General features: G+C 43.7%; 18 protein-coding genes. 14 read left to right on the plus strand and 4 right to left on the minus strand.

Annotated elements, in window-relative coordinates; genetic code table 11:
- Positions 1-253: 253 nt before the first annotated feature.
- The 6 genes from B3F51_RS13630 (at position 254) to B3F51_RS13655 (ending at position 6,828) form a co-directional block, all read left to right on the plus strand.
- Positions 254-601: a hypothetical protein gene (locus B3F51_RS13630; protein ID WP_070371101.1), complete on the plus strand. Its 348-nt coding sequence runs from the start codon at positions 254-256 to the stop codon at positions 599-601.
- 173 nt (positions 602-774) lie between these two features.
- Positions 775-2,649: a CASTOR/POLLUX-related putative ion channel gene (locus tag B3F51_RS13635; RefSeq protein ID WP_148636592.1), complete on the plus strand. Its 1,875-nt coding sequence runs from the start codon at positions 775-777 to the stop codon at positions 2,647-2,649.
- A 168-nt stretch (positions 2,650-2,817) separates the two neighbouring features.
- On the plus strand, positions 2,818-3,414 hold the full coding sequence (locus B3F51_RS13640) for a dienelactone hydrolase family protein (protein ID WP_070371099.1): 597 nt from the start codon (positions 2,818-2,820) through the stop codon (positions 3,412-3,414).
- Between the two features lie 28 nt (positions 3,415-3,442).
- The gene (locus B3F51_RS13645) at positions 3,443-4,171 is read left to right on the plus strand and encodes an NAD-dependent protein deacylase (protein ID WP_070371098.1); all 729 of its coding nucleotides are present in this window, start codon (positions 3,443-3,445) and stop codon (positions 4,169-4,171) included.
- Positions 4,172-4,180: 9 nt separating this feature from the next.
- Entirely contained in the window at positions 4,181-5,419 is a 1,239-nt protein-coding gene (locus tag B3F51_RS13650; protein ID WP_250933548.1) for a PucR family transcriptional regulator, read from the plus strand.
- Between the two features lie 467 nt (positions 5,420-5,886).
- Positions 5,887-6,828: a hypothetical protein gene (locus B3F51_RS13655; protein WP_070371096.1), complete on the plus strand. Its 942-nt coding sequence runs from the start codon at positions 5,887-5,889 to the stop codon at positions 6,826-6,828.
- A 59-nt stretch (positions 6,829-6,887) separates the two neighbouring features.
- On the opposite strand, the gene B3F51_RS13660 is transcribed toward B3F51_RS13655, so the two are convergent.
- The 4 genes from B3F51_RS13660 to B3F51_RS13675 all read right to left on the minus strand — a co-directional run bounded on the left by B3F51_RS13660 (position 6,888) and on the right by B3F51_RS13675 (position 10,246).
- On the minus strand, positions 6,888-7,973 hold the full coding sequence (locus B3F51_RS13660) for a hypothetical protein (protein WP_148636594.1): 1,086 nt from the start codon (positions 7,971-7,973) through the stop codon (positions 6,888-6,890).
- 166 nt (positions 7,974-8,139) lie between these two features.
- Positions 8,140-8,544, minus strand: coding sequence for a formylmethanofuran dehydrogenase subunit E family protein (locus B3F51_RS13665; protein ID WP_286947635.1), 405 nt, complete (start codon positions 8,542-8,544; stop codon positions 8,140-8,142).
- A 62-nt stretch (positions 8,545-8,606) separates the two neighbouring features.
- Positions 8,607-9,965, minus strand: a complete 1,359-nt coding sequence (locus tag B3F51_RS13670) for a PFL family protein (protein WP_070371093.1) — start codon at positions 9,963-9,965, stop codon at positions 8,607-8,609.
- A gap of 11 nt (positions 9,966-9,976) precedes the next feature.
- Entirely contained in the window at positions 9,977-10,246 is a 270-nt protein-coding gene (locus B3F51_RS13675) for an ACT domain-containing protein (protein ID WP_070371092.1), read from the minus strand.
- Between the two features lie 271 nt (positions 10,247-10,517).
- On the opposite strand from B3F51_RS13675, the gene mraZ reads away from it, so the two are divergent.
- The 8 genes from mraZ (at position 10,518) to ftsW (ending at position 19,809) form a co-directional block, all read left to right on the plus strand.
- Positions 10,518-10,949, plus strand: a complete 432-nt coding sequence (mraZ, locus tag B3F51_RS13680) for a division/cell wall cluster transcriptional repressor MraZ (protein ID WP_070371091.1) — start codon at positions 10,518-10,520, stop codon at positions 10,947-10,949.
- Positions 10,950-11,906, plus strand: coding sequence for a 16S rRNA (cytosine(1402)-N(4))-methyltransferase RsmH (rsmH, locus tag B3F51_RS13685; RefSeq protein WP_286947637.1), 957 nt, complete (start codon positions 10,950-10,952; stop codon positions 11,904-11,906).
- A gap of 66 nt (positions 11,907-11,972) precedes the next feature.
- Entirely contained in the window at positions 11,973-12,305 is a 333-nt protein-coding gene (locus B3F51_RS13690) for a hypothetical protein (protein ID WP_148636596.1), read from the plus strand.
- A 60-nt stretch (positions 12,306-12,365) separates the two neighbouring features.
- On the plus strand, positions 12,366-14,774 hold the full coding sequence (locus B3F51_RS13695; protein WP_148636597.1) for a PASTA domain-containing penicillin-binding protein: 2,409 nt from the start codon (positions 12,366-12,368) through the stop codon (positions 14,772-14,774).
- Positions 14,775-14,930: 156 nt separating this feature from the next.
- Positions 14,931-16,313: a UDP-N-acetylmuramoyl-tripeptide--D-alanyl-D-alanine ligase gene (locus B3F51_RS13700; RefSeq protein ID WP_070371087.1), complete on the plus strand. Its 1,383-nt coding sequence runs from the start codon at positions 14,931-14,933 to the stop codon at positions 16,311-16,313.
- Complete coding sequence (gene mraY, locus B3F51_RS13705; protein WP_286947640.1) at positions 16,304-17,278, plus strand: phospho-N-acetylmuramoyl-pentapeptide-transferase; 975 nt, start codon at positions 16,304-16,306, stop codon at positions 17,276-17,278. Before B3F51_RS13700 ends, mraY begins: the two co-directional genes overlap by 10 nt.
- 11 nt (positions 17,279-17,289) lie before the next feature.
- Positions 17,290-18,651: a UDP-N-acetylmuramoyl-L-alanine--D-glutamate ligase gene (gene murD / locus B3F51_RS13710; protein ID WP_286947642.1), complete on the plus strand. Its 1,362-nt coding sequence runs from the start codon at positions 17,290-17,292 to the stop codon at positions 18,649-18,651.
- A gap of 18 nt (positions 18,652-18,669) precedes the next feature.
- Positions 18,670-19,809: a putative lipid II flippase FtsW gene (gene ftsW / locus B3F51_RS13715; RefSeq protein WP_286947644.1), complete on the plus strand. Its 1,140-nt coding sequence runs from the start codon at positions 18,670-18,672 to the stop codon at positions 19,807-19,809.

Below are 19,809 nucleotides of genomic sequence, written 5' to 3' on the forward strand. Positions count from 1 at the left end.
ATGAGCCTGATTCAAGTTCACTTAGAAATCAATGTTTATGTCTGTATTTTTTTATGGGGCGAAGCCCCAAACGGAGGCGTAGCACAGCGGAGCCGGAGTTGCACAGCTTCATCAAGCGGCAGTAACTTTAAGAGCTGTTTGAGTCGAATATATACTTAAATATCGATAACATGAGCGATTCATGTTATAATTAATAAATGCATTAATAACATTTCAGTCGTGAATGTCGTAGGAGCCGATGTAGGAGCCGATAATGAAAAAAAACTTACCATTATTATTGCCGGTATTACCATATCTGGTAATGACAGCCGTGATCTTTTTTATCTTGCCGATGCTGGAGCCGGATTCAAAATATTTTTTGTTCTTTATGCTCTTGATTATTCCCGGATATTGTTTAATAGCTGGGTTTGTATATGGATTTAAAAATGGTATCGTCTGGTTTTATCCGGTTTTTATAAGCATCATTTTTCTCCCGCTTGTATTCTCGATGATATATATGAAAGTAGTTATATATGGTTGCATATATGGGTGTTTATCATTAATGGGAATGTATTTGGGCAATCTTTTCAAAAAAAAGAAAGATAAAGATTCTGACGTGTAGGAAAAAAGATTCGAAATCGTCAATTGCAAAAAAAAGGGTGTCAACAGTGATTGAAGCGAATGGCTGAATGTGATAAAATGTAAAAATTATAAATGAAATAGAATAGACTCCTTCAAATAATTATCATTAGACGAGACAATCGGCTAAAACTAATAACTTTAAAGAGGTGTAAGATGGATGAAGTTGGATTTTTAGAAAAACTTAGGTACAAATTTGACAATTTGATGTCAAAAGGAACGGGTATACTATTATTGTCATTAGCCAGTGCGACGGCAATTATGATTGCTGTGATTTCCTTGATCGTCTGGATTACCCAATCCGGGCCAACCTCAAGTTTTACTGAGCTGCTGTGGATGGGATTAATGCGTGCCATTGATTCTGGAACGGTCAGTGGAGATACCGGTAGTGCTGGTTATATCTTTTTAATGTTTGTCACTACGCTTGGCGGTATCTTTATCCTCAGTATCCTGATTGGGATTTTAACAACTGGGATTGAAGCAAAATTGGAATCGCTAAGAAAAGGAAGATCCCGAGTGATTGAAAAGGATCAAACCATTATTCTGGGATGGTCAGAGCAAATTTTTACAATTATTGAAGAATTGATTGAAGCGAACAGCAATCGTAAACATGCTTGTATTGTTGTGATGGGGAATCATGATAAGTCCGAAATGGATGACGCCATTCGTGAGCGGATCACCGATCTAAAAACGACCCGAATCGTCACCCGTCAGGGAAATCCAATCGATATTGATGATCTGGAAATCGTCAGTTTAAATACGTCCCGATCAATTATCATCATTCCGGAGGATGATACCCGAGTAATAAAGACGATTCTGGCCATTACCAATAATCCGAATAAGCGCAGTGAGCCTTATAATATTGTTACCGTCTTGCGAGATCCTGAGAACGTTCAAGTGGCCCAAATTGCCGGAAACAATCAGGCGGAAATAATTCTCAGTGATACACTCATCTCCCGCATAATTGCTCAAACCTGCCGTCAGCCAGGTCTTTCGACAGTTTACACTGAACTACTGGATTTTGGCGGTGATGAAATTTATTTCAGTGATTGCGCAGAAATAATTGGAAAAACATTTGGCGAGACCCTGTTTTTGTTTGAGAAATCAACGGTGATCGGCGTTCAGTCCCAGGGGAAAACATATTTGAACCCGCCGATGGACACGGTACTAAAACCGGGAGACCAAATTATTGCCATTTCAGAAGATGATGATACGATTCGAGTAAAATCAGATCAGCAATCTTCGGTTGATGTTGAAGCAATTCGTCAAAACGCATCATCGCAACCGGACCGACCCGAAAAGACGCTGATCCTAGGTTGGAATGACAATGCTCACTTAATTATTCAGGAAATTGACAATTATGTACCGCAAGGTTCGCTTTTGACTGTTGTATCAGATTGTGTTGAAGACGAAGAGTTTCAAATTGCTCTTAGTCAGGTAGTGAATCAGCAAATCGAATTATTGAAGGGAGATCCAAAAGATCGCCGGATTTTAGACGAACTGATGGTCAAAAATTACGATCATGTCATCATCCTGTCAAATAATTCGGAACTCGATGTGCAGGAGTCAGATGCCAATACGCTGGTCGTTCTGCTTCAGCTTCGAGATATTTCCGAAAAACTGAACTGTCGTTTTTCAGTTGTCAGTGAAATGCTGGATTTTAGAAATAAGAAACTGGCCGAAGTAACCAGAGTCAACGACTTTATTGTCAGTGAAAAACTGATCAGTTTAATGCTAACTCAGGTTTCGGAAAACAGAATGATTAATACTGTCTTTGAAGACCTGTTTGATGCAGATGGTTCGGAGCTTTATATAAAAAGGGCGTCAAAATACATTCAGCCAGATAAAGCAGTTAATTATTACACGCTGGTTGAAGCAGCAAAAAGGAAGAACGAAATCGTTATTGGTTATGTGATTGCGGCAGAACAAAAGGATGCTAAAAAGGATTACGGTATTTATATTAATCCCAGTAAATCAACGATGGTTAGCTTGGGAGAAATGGATGGTTTGATTGTAATCGCCGAAGATTAAATGACGATGGATACTATTTTTATCTGTTATAGAAGTCGCTGCAAGAATAATTTTTGCAGTGGCTTTTTTATGGGGATGACGGTTTTTAACGAATTTATATGGGAGGATGCAATTATCGTAAAGATACGATGACATGCAGCGGTTTTAAAAGAAATGGTGTTGAAAAAAATGTCCCGGCAGGACTCAGAAGCAGAACGAGCGGTTATAATCATTCCGGAAATTTATGGGATGAATCAGTATATTCATGACTGGGCAGAGTTTTTTAGAGTGCAGGATTATGACATTTTTTGTGTGGATTTAAGTCCGGAAGAACGTGTTTATCAATACGCTCAAAGCAATGAAGCTTACCAGGCGTTTGTAGAGAATAACAGCTTTGAACGATATCGTGAAATTGCTACCGACATTGAAGAATTAAAGAAATTTTATAATAAAATTATTGTTTTTGGTTCAAGTGTGGGAGCAACCATCGCCTGGCGTTTGACAGAAAATCCATATTGTGATGGAATGATCGGATTTTACGGGTCACGAATCAGAGACTATCTTGATGTCAGCCCAGTCTGTCCCTGCCTGCTGATTTTTTCGGAGCAGGAGGCATCCTTTGAGGTGCGGTCAATCATTCCTCGACTTAATCAGAAGGAAACGGTTGATACTTTTGTGTTATCAGGATGTCATGGATTTGCTGATCGATATGGGGATTGTTATTGTGAACAGTCAGGAAATAAGGGACTGGATATGGTAAAATACTTCCTGAGAAAAATAGGTTAACAAAAAATATTAAAAAAGAGGTCAAATCATGAACGAGATCGAAATGTTACAAGAAATGATTGCCAAGGCTGGAAATATTGTGTTTTTTGGTGGCGCTGGCGTATCCACAGAAAGTGGTATTCCTGATTTTAGGAGTGTCGATGGGCTCTACAATCAAACCTATCGTTATCCGCCGGAAACGATTCTTTCCCATGAATTTTTTATAAATAACACAGAAGAATTCTATCATTTTTACCGGAATAAAATGCTCTATCTGCAGGCAAAACCCAATGATGCCCATCAAAAACTGGCAGAGCTGGAGAAACAACAGCTGTTGACAGCAGTCATTACTCAGAATATTGATGGACTCCATCAATTGGCCGGTAGTAAACGGGTGCTTGAGTTGCATGGATCGGTTCATCGCAATTACTGTATGCGCTGTCATCAGTTTTATCCGGTTAATATGATCGAGGAAAGTCAGGGAGTACCTAAATGCAGTTGTGGCGGAACCATCAAGCCAGATGTGGTTTTATATGGGGAAGGGCTCGATAGCGATGTGATGAATCAGTCGGTTGCGGCCATCAGTAATGCTGATGTGTTGATTATTGGCGGAACGTCGCTGGGCGTTTACCCGGCGGCAGGTTTGATCGATTATTATCGGGGTAGAAATCTGGTTCTGGTCAATAAATCCTCAACCCCGATGGATTCACGGGCGAACCTTGTCATCAACGATAGCATAGGCAAGGTATTTAAACAATTGAAATGGAGTAAAAAATAAAGCACAACGATGGAAAGTCAAACTGAACTGAGATACCGACAGAGCAATCGCTTATTAAGTCTATTACTGGATAATCACACAGTCGAAGAGGTGGTGGAAACCATCAGTTATCTGATGGAAAAACCGGTGGTTTTTATTGATATCAACTTTTCCATTCGCGGCGTCAGCCGAACCAATGAGATCACCGATCCCTCCTGGAATTTAGCCATCGCCAAAGGCTTTTGCAGCCATGAGTTTATATTTGAAATTGTCAACATTGAAGAAGTCAAACGTTTTCCCAAGGAACGAACACCTTATATAGTTGGTCTGGAAAGTGAGTCGAAGGTATTGGTGTCTCCGGTGATTATCCGGGAAAAATATGCTGGTGCCATGGTGATGTTTTTTCAAGATGCAGAAGTGACAAATCAGCATTTAGAGTTGTTGCTTTTGGCCAACGAGGTGTTAACAGAGATTATTCTAAAAATTCCCCAATATAAATATATTCGTGGCAACATGAATGAGGGTATTTTGATGGATTTGATTGAAGGCCGAGATAAGGAAAACGCTGATTTTAAATCATGGGTTCTGGAATCGGAGCTAAACAGCAGTAACAATCTGTGTGTACTGGTTTCGGAGCAAAATGACGATGGTCTGTATCAGGAAGGGATCAAAGATTCATTACGAGATGATTTTTATCATGTTTTTCCGAAATCCCATGCAATTTTTTATGGCAATCAAATGGTTGTTTTATGTACCGACCTGGAAAAAGAAAAAACCGAAAAAGGAATCAGACGTCTGAAGAGTTTTATGGAAAAACACGGCCTACGAATTGGTATGAGTGATTTTTTTAATGGGATTGAAAATTTTCAGTACTATTATTTACAGGCGGGGGCAGCTATCCGAATCGGTGTGTCTGTTCATCAAAAAAAGCGATTCTACCATTATGGGGATTACAAATTTTTTCATCTGATTGAAAAGATTCATGGTGACACAAGAAATAATCTTAAGGACTTTGTGCAAAGCAGCTTGCTGATCCTTGAGAAATATGACCGTCAGCATCAATCAGAATTGTTTTATACGTTAAATACACTGGTTGATCATGGATGTAATTACAAAGAAACCTGCGCAAATCTCCACATCCATCGAAATACGCTCAGCTATCGCATGGAGCGGATTAAGGCCCTTACTCAGCTGGATCTTGCTGATCCAAAGGTTCAATTTGATCTGGCCTACTCTTTTCGGATTTTAGAATTTCTAAGACATCAATAAGTGTTGTGATAAAAATGGGATGATAAACCGAAAAGTATTAAAAGTGTATAATGAATTGAGCAATTATCTGTGCAGAATGCACAGATTAACCATGCTGTTTTGTAACCAAGGGCTGATGATTTTAACTAAAAAATTGGATATGATAGCACATAGGGATTGTGACCCCTGTTTAGCATGGCGTAAAGTTTATACTAAACCCCTTAATTTAAGAGAGCTCAGGCTCTTTTTTTATTTTGCGAAGAATAAGTGTTAGATCATAAAACAGTTTGATGGATATTATTGATTGCCCATGATGCTAATCGTTTGACTTGTGATTAATGCACAAAGATGAATAGATATTTTGGCAATGATGACCATAGCAAAATTTTGTTCTTCTTGTTAAACTGATCTTGTAAACATTATCAGAGCCACTCGATGAACGTTAATGTGTTTACGATAATCTTAATACAATTAAAAGGAGAAAAGAAATGGACTTAACATTATTAATTGCTGCGTTTGGCGGTGGGCTGTTTGCAGCTGCCATCGGCGGTGTGCCATCATTTATTTTTACCGGGTTAACAGTTGTTGCCGCAATTCTTGCCGGAGATTTCGGAGCGCCAGCGATTGGTATCGTCAGCTTTGGATCATGGTTCTCGCCATGTATTGCTTTTGCTGGTGCAGTAGCAGCTGCCGGTTATGCTAAAAAAATTGGTAAATTGGAAGTCGGCGGCGATATTATCACACCGCTTGCTGGCTTAAAAGACGCTTCAGTACTGCTGGTTGGTGGAATCTTTGGTATTATTGGTTACTTATTAAACTTTACCATCGGCACCTTAATCGGAGCTAATGTATTTGGATCAGCAGCGTGGACCGATACGGTTGCCTTAAGCGTGGTTATTTCAGCGATTCTGGTGCGTTTGCTTTTCACAAATTCTGGTTTAACCGGAAAAACGCCAGCCGGTGTGACCCGGCATTATCTGCCTCAGGGTTCAGACATGATTTTCACCCTGGTGATCGGTGCCGGATTTGGGATTCTGGTTGGCGGAATCGTGGCAGCTTTTGGAAACATGGCGTTGGCCGGTTCTGAAGAAGCCGCATATATTTTCTCACAGATGGGTGGTTTTGCCTTTGGGATCGCCGCATTTGGTCTGATTTTTGCCTGCATGGGACTACCTTTCTATGGCTGTCATCATATCGTATTGCCAGCAGCATCCACCGCGATTGTTGTATTCTCGGGTACATTAAGCCCATTGGCAGCGATTATTGCTGCCGCCATCACTGGGGTTTTGGGTGCTTTAATCGGAGAGTTTGCCGGGTTAACCTTTAACAGTTATGCAGATAGTCACATTGACCCGCCAGCCTGTACGATCTGGGTGCTGCAATTGATTAATTTTTCCGTACTACCATTAATTTTGCCATCTATTATGTAGTTTATCATCGAGTGGTAGAGACTTTTGCTTCGGCAGAGGTCTTTTTTTGCGTACGTACATTACTTTAACGATAAATTGCGTTGCAAGTTGACGACAAAATCCTGGATATTGGTGATAATTGATTTGGAGCTGAGGCTGCCCCGATCTTTGAGTTTATTTACCACAAACTCGGAGATATCAACAGTATAAAAATAAACCGGTCGCACTGCGCCATTAATGACCTGGTAGGAGGGGGTCATATTGCCAGTGGCAATGGTATGGAGTTGGGTTGCCAGACAGATGATCGTGGTGGCTTTTCTGGTGTGTACCCGCAGCGCATCCTGGGCGCTGTAAACATCAGCATAGACGCCCGGTAAGGGGCCATCATCCCGAATCGAACCGGCTAAAACCAGGGGTATATTATTGGTAATACAGGAACTGACGATACCATCCGTAATTTTATATTTTTCGATCAGGTTTTTCAGGGAACCGCAGCTCCTGGCCCGATTGATGGTTTCAATATGATGATAGTGACCCAGGGACTTATTTTCTTTGGAGTAAATGTCCTGACCCAAAGCGGTGTTAAAAAAGTGGGATTCCAAATCGTGGGTTGCCAGTGCGTTACCTGCAAAGAGGGCATCGACATAGCCCATCTCGATCAGATGGGTCATGGCATTGCGGGAGTCCTGATCAAAGGTAACCGCCGGGCCGAGAACCCACAAAATATAGCCGTTCTCTCGTTCAAACTCGAGTAATTCATAAAGTCGGTCATAGTCCCGGGAGTAAGCGGTTTCCCGGGAGTTTGACGTTCGAAACGAGAAGTTATCGCCGTTTTCCTGTTTTTTTCTGAAAGCAAAATGATCGACATAAACACCGTTTTCGCCGTCTTCATGACGTCCAACCACAACCGCATCGCCTTTCTTGACGTTTCTGAATTCAATGGCATGGGGCCGATCATCGGCGATCACGACCACGCAGTCCATCCGGCTTTCAGCCATTAGCTGCCAGCTATCATGAATTTTAAAATATTCGGGGAAGATAGTGGTGGCATAAAAGTTTTCCGGAACCACCCCATCCATGGGAGCTGGCATGGTTCGAACACTGGGGGCTTTAACAAAAAAGCTTTCTGTAAAATCAGGAGCTGTGTAAGTTGGCAGAGTAAACATCGGTATACCTCGTTCGATAATTATAGGTTTATTGGTTGCCTATAGTATACCATATCAGCGTCGCCAGCTGGTATCATAAATCGGTGATCGCATAGCGATTAAAAAACACCGCCACCACAGTGATTAGAGACTGAGCTTGACGGTGTTATTAAAAATATCGAGGGAATTAAGCCTGTTCAGGCAATTCAAAATGGGGTTTTTCAAAATCAAATAAATTTGATGCATCAGGTTCATTCAGCAGGAAGTCTTCCATTTCATCACGCTCCATTGCTGGCAGCTCTTTTAAAATCAACCGAACACTCGCACCGGTGGTTTGATTAAAAACCGAAAAAGCCTGTTTTCCACCTTGAATGAAAAACAGATTGCCTTTTTGGCCAGTGCATTCCAGCACCACCCGGATTCCATCAACACTGCAGGATTCATTCTCGGCGACACAGACAATTTTGTCATTGCTGCTCATATCGAGCGAAAGCGCTTTGATCGCTTCCAGCGAAGCCCGGACGCCAATCGCCAGGCCCGGACAGTGATGTCCGTGAAAGGTTACACATTTTTTCCATAATTCTTGATTCATTTAGTTACTCCTTGTATAAAACAGGAGACCTGCTGTTGCAGGCCTCCTGGGTTGATCCGTTGTTAGTTTTTAAAGCTGTGAATCGGGGCTGGAATCTGACCGCCACGATTTACAAAAACTGAACAGTCATTTTTATTGATGGGCATAATCGGAGCTCGTCCCAGAAGGCCACCAAATTCGGCAGTATCGCCGACGTCTTTGCCATAAACGGGAATTACCCGAACCCCGGTGGTTTTATTGTTGATGACGCCGATGGCGGCTTCATCAGCTAAAATACCAGAAATGGTGGAAGCTGGGGTGTCACCCGGGATGGCGACCATATCGATCCCAACTGAACAGACGCTGGTCATGGCTTCCAGTTTATCAAAGGTCAGAGCGCCGCATTCGACTGCTTCAATCATCCCTTCGTCTTCACTGACCGGGATAAAGGCGCCACTGAAGCCACCTACCGAGGTGGATGCCATAATACCACCTTTTTTAACGGCATCATTAAGCATCGCCAGTGCTGCGGTAGTCCCATGGGTACCACAATGTTCCAGGCCCATTTCTTCCAGAATTCGAGCCACGCTGTCGCCGATTTCGGGAGTTGGTGCCAGGGATAAATCTAAAATACCAAAGGGGACATTCAGGCGTTCAGCGACCGTTGTGCCAACCAGATGACCGGCTCGGGTAATTTTGAAGGCAGTTTTCTTAATAATTTCGGCCATTTCGCCAAAGGAAGCGTCCTGGGCTTTTTCCAGGGCCCGCTTGACAACACCGGGGCCGCTGACCCCGACATTGAGAACCGATTCCGCTTCGCCGACGCCGTGAAAGGCGCCAGCCATAAAGGGATTGTCTTCGACGGCATTGGCAAAGGCCACAAACTTGGCACAGCCGATCGAATCAGCATTCCGGGTCAGGTAGGCGGTTTCTTTAATCACCTCACCCAGTCGTTTAACAGCGTCCATATTAATACCGGCTTTTGAGGAACCAAGATTAACCGATGAACAGACGCAATTGGTGGTTGCCAGAGCTTCAGGAATGGAGTCGATCAGAATCCGGTCGCCTTTGGTGAAGCCCTTGGGAACCAGGGCTGAAAAACCGCCGATAAAGTTAATCCCGACGGTTGCGGCAGCGGCATCGAGGATTTTGGCGTATTCAACATAGTTAAGATCATCACTGCTACCAGCGATGAGTGATATCGGGGTCACCGAGATGCGTTTATTGACAATCGGGATGCCCAATTCATTTTCAATCCGCTCCCCTTCTTTAACCAGGTTTTCGGCTAAGCGCGTGATCTTATCATAAATTTTCTGGCGGCTTTTGGCTCCGGAGGAATCAATGCAATCCAGCAATGAAATTCCCATGGTGATGGTACGGATGTCCAATCGCTCTTTTTCAATCATTCTTACCGTCTCAAGGACGTCTTTAAACATTGCCATAATCAGGCCGCCTAAATGGTGTGCATGGCATTGAAAAGATCTTCATGCTGAATGCGGATTGACATCCCGATGTCTTCGCCAACGGTTTCCAGGGCGTTTTTCAGGACATTAAAATCGACAGACATATTTGACATGTCCACCAGCATGATCATAGTGAAAAAATCATGCATAACCGTCTGGCTGATGTCTTCGATATTGACTTCATTTTCAGCCAGAATTTTAGATACATTATAAATTATTCCGGTGCGGTCTTTTCCAATAACCGTAACTACTGCTCTCATTTAAAATAACTCCTTAATTTTCATTATTTTATTAGTTTAAACCAAAACGGATACAATCACAAGTTATAATGTAGAAATTAAGAACAATCAGTAACAGGCGAATTTATTTTTAAGCTATTTGATGTAAAATCAATACAAATGTAGGGAATTTTTAACAAAATAAATATTTGTTTTTTGCTTAATAGCCGCTTTCGTAACTTGTGAAGGGTGGTGGAGTGTGGTATAATGTGGAAGAAAATGGAAGAGTAAAGTAAGAAGGAGGAGGATCTGAATGTTTTTTGGAGAGTATGAACATAATATCGACGACAAGGGACGATTGATCATTCCTTCAAAATTCAGAGAATCTCTGGGCGGAGAATTTGTTCTAACAAAAGGACTGGATTGCTGCCTGTTTGTTTTTTCCATGGAAGAGTGGGGTAATTTTGAAAGTAAATTAAAAGCACTGCCGGTATCGGATAAAGATGCCCGGGCGTTTACCCGATTTTTCTTTGCTGGTGCTGCTGACTGCGAATTGGATCGACAGGGTCGAGCCAGCATACCACTTTCTTTGCGAAAATATGCAAAAATTACCAAAGAGGTAACCATTATCGGGGTGTCAAATCGCCTGGAAATATGGGACAGTCAACTGTGGACGGACTATAACGATAATGAAGACTTAAACTATGAGGACATTGCCAATAACATGGCAATGCTGGGAATATAAATGAAACCACAAACATTTTCACATACCACTGTATTATTGCGGGAATCCATTGACGGTCTGGACATCAAACCAAAAGGCATCTATGTGGATTGCACTCTGGGTGGTGGTGGGCATTCCCAATGGATTTGTGAGTCACTCGATGAAAGCGGCATTTTGGTTGGCATCGATCAGGATGATTTTGCTTTGGAGTATGCGAAGAATCGCTTGGCGGCCTTTGCCTGTCAGCGACATTTTGTAAAAAGTAATTTTGCCAGTTTAGCCAAGGTTCTAAAGGGCCTCCATCTCTTTGGGATCGACGGTATTCTATATGACCTCGGGGTTTCGTCATTTCAACTGGATGACGATACCCGAGGCTTTTCTTATCATAACGATGGTCCGCTGGATATGCGGATGAACCAGTTGGCAGATCTAACCGCCGAAATGGTGGTAAATGACTACGCTCCCGGAGAACTAAAAAAAATACTATTTCTTTATGGCGAAGAAAAATTTGCCAGTCAAATCGTTAAAGCGATTGTTAAAGCCAGAGCGCTTAAGCGAATCACCACCACCCTGGAGTTAAGTGAAATCATCAAGAATGCTTATCCGCCCAGGGAACGTTTTAAAGAAAAACACCCTTCACGCAAAACTTTTCAGGCCATTCGGCTCGAAGTTAATGGTGAACTAAAGATATTGGAAGATGCCTTGAACCAGGGGCTGGAAGCCCTCAAACCAGGCGGCAGAATGTGCGTGATCACCTTTCATTCCCTGGAGGATCGGGTAGTCAAGCAACTGTTTAAAGATAAAGCCAACCCCTGTACCTGCCCTGCAGATTTTCCCCAATGTGTTTGTGGAAAATTGCCGGTGGTAAAACTTATTTCCAGAAAACCAATGGTTCCAGGGGCTGATGAGCTGGAAGAAAACCGACGTTCGCGTAGTGCTAAGCTGCGGATTGTCGAAAAGCTGGGAACAGAAAGTTAAACAAAGGAGTGTTCCATGGCAACTACGCAAAAAAGAGTTAAAATGCCGAAACAAAACAGGAAGCGGATGACCACAAGTTCATATGTGATGATCATTGGCCTGTTAGCGTTTGTGGCGATGATCGGCATCTTGTTTCAACATGCCGTCATAACCGAAAAAAACACGGAGATCCGGGAGCTTCAGAAAACACTGGAGGATGCCGTACAGGTTAATGACAGCAAAGAAGGTCAGCTGGTCACCAACATGAACCTTCAATCGATTGAGGCCCAGGCCAGAGGTTATGGGATGACTGAGCCGGTTCAGGAGCAATACCGGCGGGAGCTGGTAACTGAAAAAGCAGACGAATCACTGATGACAGACTCACAAATTGTCAGAAGCTGGTTTGAAAATTTGTTTTAGTTAGGGTTTATTTAAGCTGAATCAGGTAAGCTTAGCTAAATAAAAATGTGGAGAAAAAATGTGAATATAAAAAAGAAGGCACAACGAGAGATTGGACCGGTCGGCAAGCAGAATCGCATTATGATTGCCATGGTTGTACTTTCATTGTGCTTAATTATTGTTATTGGGAAATTATTTTCCCTGCAAATTGTAAACTCAACCGGAAAATATGAACGGCAAGTTGATCAGCTTGTTGAAGAAGTGCCAATCAAGGCATCCCGGGGCGACATTTATGACCGAAACAAAAATGTGCTGGCCAAGGATTCTTCGGCTACGGCAGTTAACGTCATTCCATATGAGGTCGAAGACCCGGAACGTCTGGCCAAAACACTTAGTAGCAAATTGGGCTTGAAGATTGAAGAAATTCAGAAAAAGATCTCCGTTCTGGAGAATGATATTGTTGAGGTAAAAACTGGGATCAGCCAGGGTGCGGCGGTCATTGTGCTCAGTCATAACTTTGCCGGGGTGACGGTTGAAGATGGTACCTTGTATTTTGAACCGATTAATATAAAAGATCCCGAGGCAGTAGCATCGGCAATTGCTAAAGATCTGGATTATAATTATGAAACGCTCTATGACAAAGCCACCCGAAAAGAAAACCAGCCGGTGCTGATTTTAGGGAAGGTGGACAACGCCCTGGCACTGGAAATCAAAGAATCGGAAGCGATTAAGGATGAAGATGGCGAAATCGAGAGTTACAATGGCATTGAACTGCTGGATGATTACCGGCGGTATTATACCAACGGGAACTTCGCCTCCTATATTCTCGGTTTTACCGGTACCGATTATAGTGGACTCTATGGTGTCGAAGCAACTTATGAAGATGTCTTAAGTGGTGAAGACGGGGTTGTTTATTTTCAGAAAGATGCTGATGGCAACCAGATTCCATCCCAAACCAAAATATTAAAAGAACCGGTTCAGGGGGAAGATATTGTCTTAACCATCGACAGTAATATTCAGCTGATGGCTGAAAAGGCGGTGGAAGAAGCGGCAGCAACCTGGAAAACAAAGAGTGTAACGGCGATCGTGATGGAAACAAAAACCGGTGAAGTGGTGGCCATGGCCACCACTCCGGATTATAACCTTAACGATCCGTTTACCCTGGATGCCAATTTTGCAGCTACCCATGCAGCGGATTTGACGGGCAAAACCGAGCAGGAAAAACTGGCTGAGATGTATAAAAATCAGGCCGTCAGTTTTATCTACGAACCCGGTTCGACCTTTAAAGCCCTGACCGGGGCGGCTGCTCTGGAAGAAGGGGTAGTTACCCCAGATACGGTGGTTTATTGTGGGGGATCGATTCAAATTGGTGATGCTGTAATCAACTGCGCGACTGGGCCCCATGGCAGTGTTACCGTATCGGATGCCATTGCCCATTCCTGTAATCCCGGACTGGTACAGATTATTGAAAAATTGAACCCCGATGTTTTCTATCAGTATGTCTATAATTTTGGACTGGGTGAAACCACTGGTATTGAGTTGGATGGTGAGGAAGCCGGGATTGTCAATCGTTTGTCCACCGCAAATGGTGGTGTCAACGAAGTCGATTATGCGACCTTTTCATTTGGGCAGGGTTTGGCAGTAACGCCAATTCAAATCGTCAGTGCCTTGAACTGTGTTGTCAATAATGGCTATTATGTCAAACCGACCATTATTTCCAGTGAAACCAAGGGACAGGCAAGTGAGTCCCCGAAACAGATTATTTCAAAAGAAACATCGGCTGCCACCAGAGAAATCATGCGCAAGGTGGTGGGTTATGATGCCGATATGACTGCACTCTCAGAAGGTTACAGCATTGGCGGGAAAACCGGGACGGCTGAAAAGTTTATCGATGGTGAGTATTCCAGTTCCAAGTATGTTACTTCCTTTTATTGCTTTTCCCCGGTGGAAGATCCCAAGTATTCGGTGTACGTCGTATTGGATGAGCCGGCGGCAGGGGCCTATGGGAGTACCAGTGCGGCACCAACTGCCATCAGTCTGATCAAACAGGCGCTCAATTATAACTCGGCAGATACCACGATCAATGGCGCAGTAACGGAAGAAATTCAAAAAGGAACCATCACGGTGCCCGACCTGGTTGGACAGAACATTGATTTTGCCGCCAGTATTCTCAATGAAAAGGGAATAAAATATATCGTTGATCCAGCCACCAGCGGTTCCACAGTGGTCAGTCAAAGCTTACCCACCAATTCGGTTTACGATCCGAATAGTGAATTGATCCTGGCATTGGGAAATGATGACAGTACGGCAGCTGGAACGGTCATTGTTCCTGACTTAAAAGGGTTATCGATTCAAAGTGCCAATGAAATCCTCACGGGATTAGGACTTAAGCTTAAGATAACCGGGAATGGTTTTGCATCAAGTCAGACACCAGCTGCAACAACGGTTGTGGAAAAGGGCAGTGACGTCAGCGTAACATTTACCCCATAAAAGATGAAAAGAAAAGCGAGGGGGAAATCCTTGCTTTTCTTTATGTTTAAAGTTTGATATAATATCTAGGTCTTTTTGGGCAACGTGTTTTGTTGGTAAGGACGGCACAACGCCGATGAACGGACTCAAATACGAAAGAAAGATCAGGTAGTATCCATGGAAAGTATCAGTATTGATGAAATACTTCAGATAACCCGGGGAGGATTGCTCCAGGGTAATCCCGCAATGTCGATTACAAATGTGGCCATCGACAGCCGTAAAATTAATAATAATGCATTATATATCCCCATTATCGGGGAAACCAATAACGGTCATGATTACATCAGTCAGGCCTTTTCAAATGGTTCGATGGTTTGTCTGACTCAGGAGCGAAACCGCTCCTTCCCAGCGAAAATGACGGTCATTTATGTGGACTCCACCCTGGCGGCGATGAAAGCATTGGCCAGCTTTAACCGGCATCGTTACAATCTGCCAGTGATTGCCATAACTGGCAGTAGTGGCAAGACAACCACCAAAGACCTGGTGGCCGCAGTGCTGTCGCAAAAGTTCAATACGTTAAAAACAGAAGGAAACTTCAATAATGAGTACGGTATTCCCCAGACCTTATTTAATTTGGGACCAAATCATCAAATTGCCGTGATCGAAATGGGCATGGATCATCTGGGAGATATAAAAAAATCAATCGAGTTGGTGGATCCATCAATCAGTGTGATCACCAATGTTGGTCTGAGCCATATTGAACGCTTGGGAACCCAGGATAATATTTTCCTGGCCAAAAAAGAAATTCTTCAAACCTTAACTGCTGATGGTGTAGCCTATGTAAATGGTGATGATGATTTTTTGAAGAAAATAAAAACAGAGAAGCGTCCTTACCAGGTTAGAACCTTTGGTATTGATGGGGAACATGCTGTTAAAGCCACCCACTATACATCAACTCAAGCGGGCCTGAAAATCCAGGTGGCCTGGGAAGAACGCAAAGAAGTCTATACATTTAACTACCCTGGCAAACATAATGTTTATAATTGCCTGGTAGCGATCGGTTTGGGGTATTTTTATGGAATGACTCAAGCAGAAATTCAAAGCGGGCTGGACGCTTTTGTTCCCAGCGGCAATCGGATGGATATTTTCACGATGGGCTCAATTAAGGTGATAAATGACTCATACAATGCCAATCCGGATGCCATGAAAGCCTCGCTGGATGTTTTAGCGGCGCTGGGGAGTGACTACCAGCGAAAGATTGCCGTTCTGGGGGACATGCTGGAAATGGGCGAACATGGACCGGCAGCCCATGTTGAAGTAGGAAACTATGCCAGGGATAAAGCAGAGCTTCTGATTGGTGTTGGCCAGCTGGGACAGGCGATTTGTCAGGGTTATGATCATGCCGGAAGCGTCTATCAGGTTGCCGATGCACTGGCGGCCGGGGCCTGTTTAAAAGAGCTTATTGAGCCGGGCGATATTATTCTGATCAAAGCATCCCGGGGTATGCGATTGGAACGGGTGATTGATTTTATCAAGGAAGGTGGAAAAGAATGGAAATGACAAGTTTGCAAACAGGGTTGATTAGTCTACTGATTTCCTTTTTGGTTGTCTATTTTGTGACACCCCGCTTTATCCCGATGCTTAAACGCCTGAAATTCGGGCAGGCGATCCGGGAAGAAGGCCCGCAAAGCCATCTGGAAAAATCGGGGACGCCAACCATGGGGGGCCTGGTGATTCAATTGGGCGTTCTGGTGGCGTTTATTGTTTTATCGGCGTTGATTGGAAGCTGGGATTTTTTTCCGATTCTGGTGATGCTCTATTTTGGTTGTGTCGGATTTATTGATGATTATATTAAGGTCGCAAAAAAACATAATCTGGGACTGCGGGCCTGGCAGAAAATGGCACTGCAATGTATTGGTGCGCTGGTCATTGCCCTCTATGCCTATTATTCACCAGCCATTGGTTCGGAACTGGTGATACCCTTGCTGAATCGGACTGTTGATTTTGGAATCTGGTATGTACCTTTTACTTTTTTTGCCGTGGTATCAATTGTCAATGCGGTTAATTTAACCGATGGTTTGGACGGATTGGCGTCAGGCGTTACCCTGATTGTTGCCATATTCTTTTTTGTGGGTTCACTGATTTTGCCCCAGGCCAATACCAGTATTTTTATTGGTGCCATCATTGGTGGCTGTTTGGGCTTTTTAAGACATAATTCCAATCCGGCGGACATTTTTATGGGAGACACCGGTTCGATGGCATTAGGCGGAGCGGTGGTGGTGATGGCCATCATCACCCAGCTGCAGATTTTTTTGCTGATTGCTGGAGCACTGTTTGTCATCGAGGCCTTATCGGTTGTCATTCAGGTGGGCTATTTTAAATCCACCGGGGGAAAGCGATTTTTTAAGATGGCTCCGATTCACCATCATTTTGAATTGTCAGGCTGGAGCGAAACCCGGGTGGTCACCGTTTTTTGGGTCGTCACCGCTATTTTTGTTACCATTGCATTTATTTGTTTAGGTTAGGAGAACGCATTATGAGAAAAAGAACTCTGGTGATCGGAGCCGCACGGAGTGGGGTTGCAGTCACCGAATTATTGTTAAAACACGAAGAAGCAGTGGTGTTAACGGACACCCGGGCAGCAGGGATTGTTTTAAAAGAATTTCCCCAGATTCTGGATTATGAAAAAAACCCCAATTTTGAGTCGATTTTTGGAATGCAACCAGGTCTGGAGATTTTAAAGGTAATTGATGAAGTGGTGGTCAGTCCGGGAGTTCCTCTGATTATTCCAATTATTCAAGCGGCCTACCAACAGGGTATTCCTGTCACTGGAGAGGTTGAAGCGGCCTATCGATTGACAAGAACACCTTTTATTGCGATTACCGGAACCAATGGAAAAACCACGACGACGACGCTGCTGGGAGAACTATTCAAAGCCTCTGGACGGGGAACCTATGTGGTGGGAAACATCGGCGATCCGATTACCAACTATGTCGACACTGCTACCGCCGATGAAGTCTTTGTGACCGAGATCAGCAGCTTTCAACTGGAGACCATTCATACCTTTCGGCCCCGGGCGGCAGCGATTCTCAATCTGACCCCCGACCATCTGGATCGTCACCTGACGATGGAGAACTATGTGAATGCCAAGGGACGAATCTTTGAAAATCAAACCAGTGAAGATCTACTGGTACTCAATGGCGATGATCACTTAGTCTGTCAATTGGGCGAAAGGGCAGTTTCTAAAAAAGCAGTGTTCAGCTATCAAAAAATGGTCGATTATGGTGCCTGGTGTTTAAATGGCGAAATCTATATTAATGACGGTCAGGGAAAGATCTTTGTTTGTCGGGAAGACGAGCTGGGCATTATCGGGCCCCACAATACCATGAATGCCCTGGCAGCACTGACTCTGGCTTATTTTTCAGGCGTTCAGCTGGATGTTATTGTAGAGGTGCTGAGAAGCTTTAAAGGCGTGGAACATCGGCTGGAAATGGTTGGCTGTTTTGCAGGGGTGACCTATATCAACGACTCCAAAGGCACCAACACCAATGCCACCATCACGGCGCTCAATGCAGTAAAAGAACCGATTATTCTGTTGGCCGGAGGCTATGATAAAAAAGAAAATTATTCCGAGCTGATGGAACTGGTGGCAAAACGGGTTAAACATCTGATTGTTTTAGGGGTGACAGCTGATGACCTGATTAAAGCGGCTAGGGCCAAGGGCGTTTTAGCCATCACCAAGGTGGACAATTACGAGGAAGCGGTTGCCTGTGCCAAAGCGCAAGCAGCGTCTGGCGATACCGTCTTGTTATCGCCAGCCTGTGCCAGCTGGGATATGTTTGACAATTACGAGATCCGCGGTCGGGTATTCAAGCGATTGGTGACCGAAAATCAATAAGAAACCGAGGAGTAAACCATGAAGAATGGAAAAATAGATCGACCCTTTTTGATTGCCCTGATGCTGTTGGCGGGTATCGGGGTGATTATGGTATTCAGTGCCAGCATGTACTCATCCACAATCAGTGGCGAAAAAGGCTATGCTCTGTTCTTAAAACAACTTATTTTTGTCATTTTGGGTGTGACTGTTATGGGGATTATGAGCAGGATTGATTACCGGGTTTATAAAAAATACTATCTGGTGGGTATTGTGATTTCTGTTTTTCTATTGATTATTGTTTTAATCCCAGGAATCGGTCTGAAGGTAAATGATGCCAGGCGATGGATTGATTTAAAAGTGACTACCTTCCAGCCATCAGAATTTGCCAAGGTTGCGGTAATACTTTATTTCAGCACCATTATTTCCCGAAAACCCGGTATTATTAAAGAAAACATGCCATTTTTATTAAATTGCATGCTGCCGCTGGGGCTGATCTGCGGGCTGACGGCCATTGAACCATCGCTAAGTGCAGCCATGGCCATTGCTCTGGCCGCCGGTGGGGTGCTTTATTTTGGCGGGATAAAATTTAAACTTTTCTACCCCTATCTGGGCTTTGGATTATTGGCGGTGGTCGGTTTAATGATCGCCGAACCCTGGCGGCTCGATCGTTTTAATGTTTTTTTGGGCAAAGGAGGGTATGATTACCAGATATCCCAGTCGCTTTTAGCCATTGGTACCGGCGGGATCTTTGGCAGAGGTTTGGGTAACGGAAAACAGAAGTATTTGTTTTTGCCGGAGTTGCAGAATGACTTTATCTTTGCGAATATTGCCGAAGAATTTGGTTTTATCGGATGCTTGCTTGTTTTGGGCATCTATGCTTTTGTTGTCTGGCGAGGCTTCCAGATTGCCCAAAAATCCCAGGATACCTTTGCCTATCTGTATACCAGCAGCGTTATGCTGTTGCTGGCATTCCAGGTACTGGTTAATGTCGGCGTGGCTTCAGCGATTATCCCGGTAACCGGGATGGCCTTACCCTTTATCAGTGCCGGCGGTTCCTCGATGGTCATTCTGTTTGCGATGATGGGTCCGATTTTAAATATTTCCAGAAATGTTGATCTCGGCAAGAAACTGGAGCTAAACAGAAAACCAGCATTAAACAAGAAAAAGATTGTGAGGTAG

It is taken from the genome of Acetobacterium sp. UBA5834 (genome assembly GCF_002435675.1).
GTDB classification, from domain to species: domain Bacteria; phylum Bacillota; class Clostridia; order Eubacteriales; family Eubacteriaceae; genus Acetobacterium; species Acetobacterium wieringae.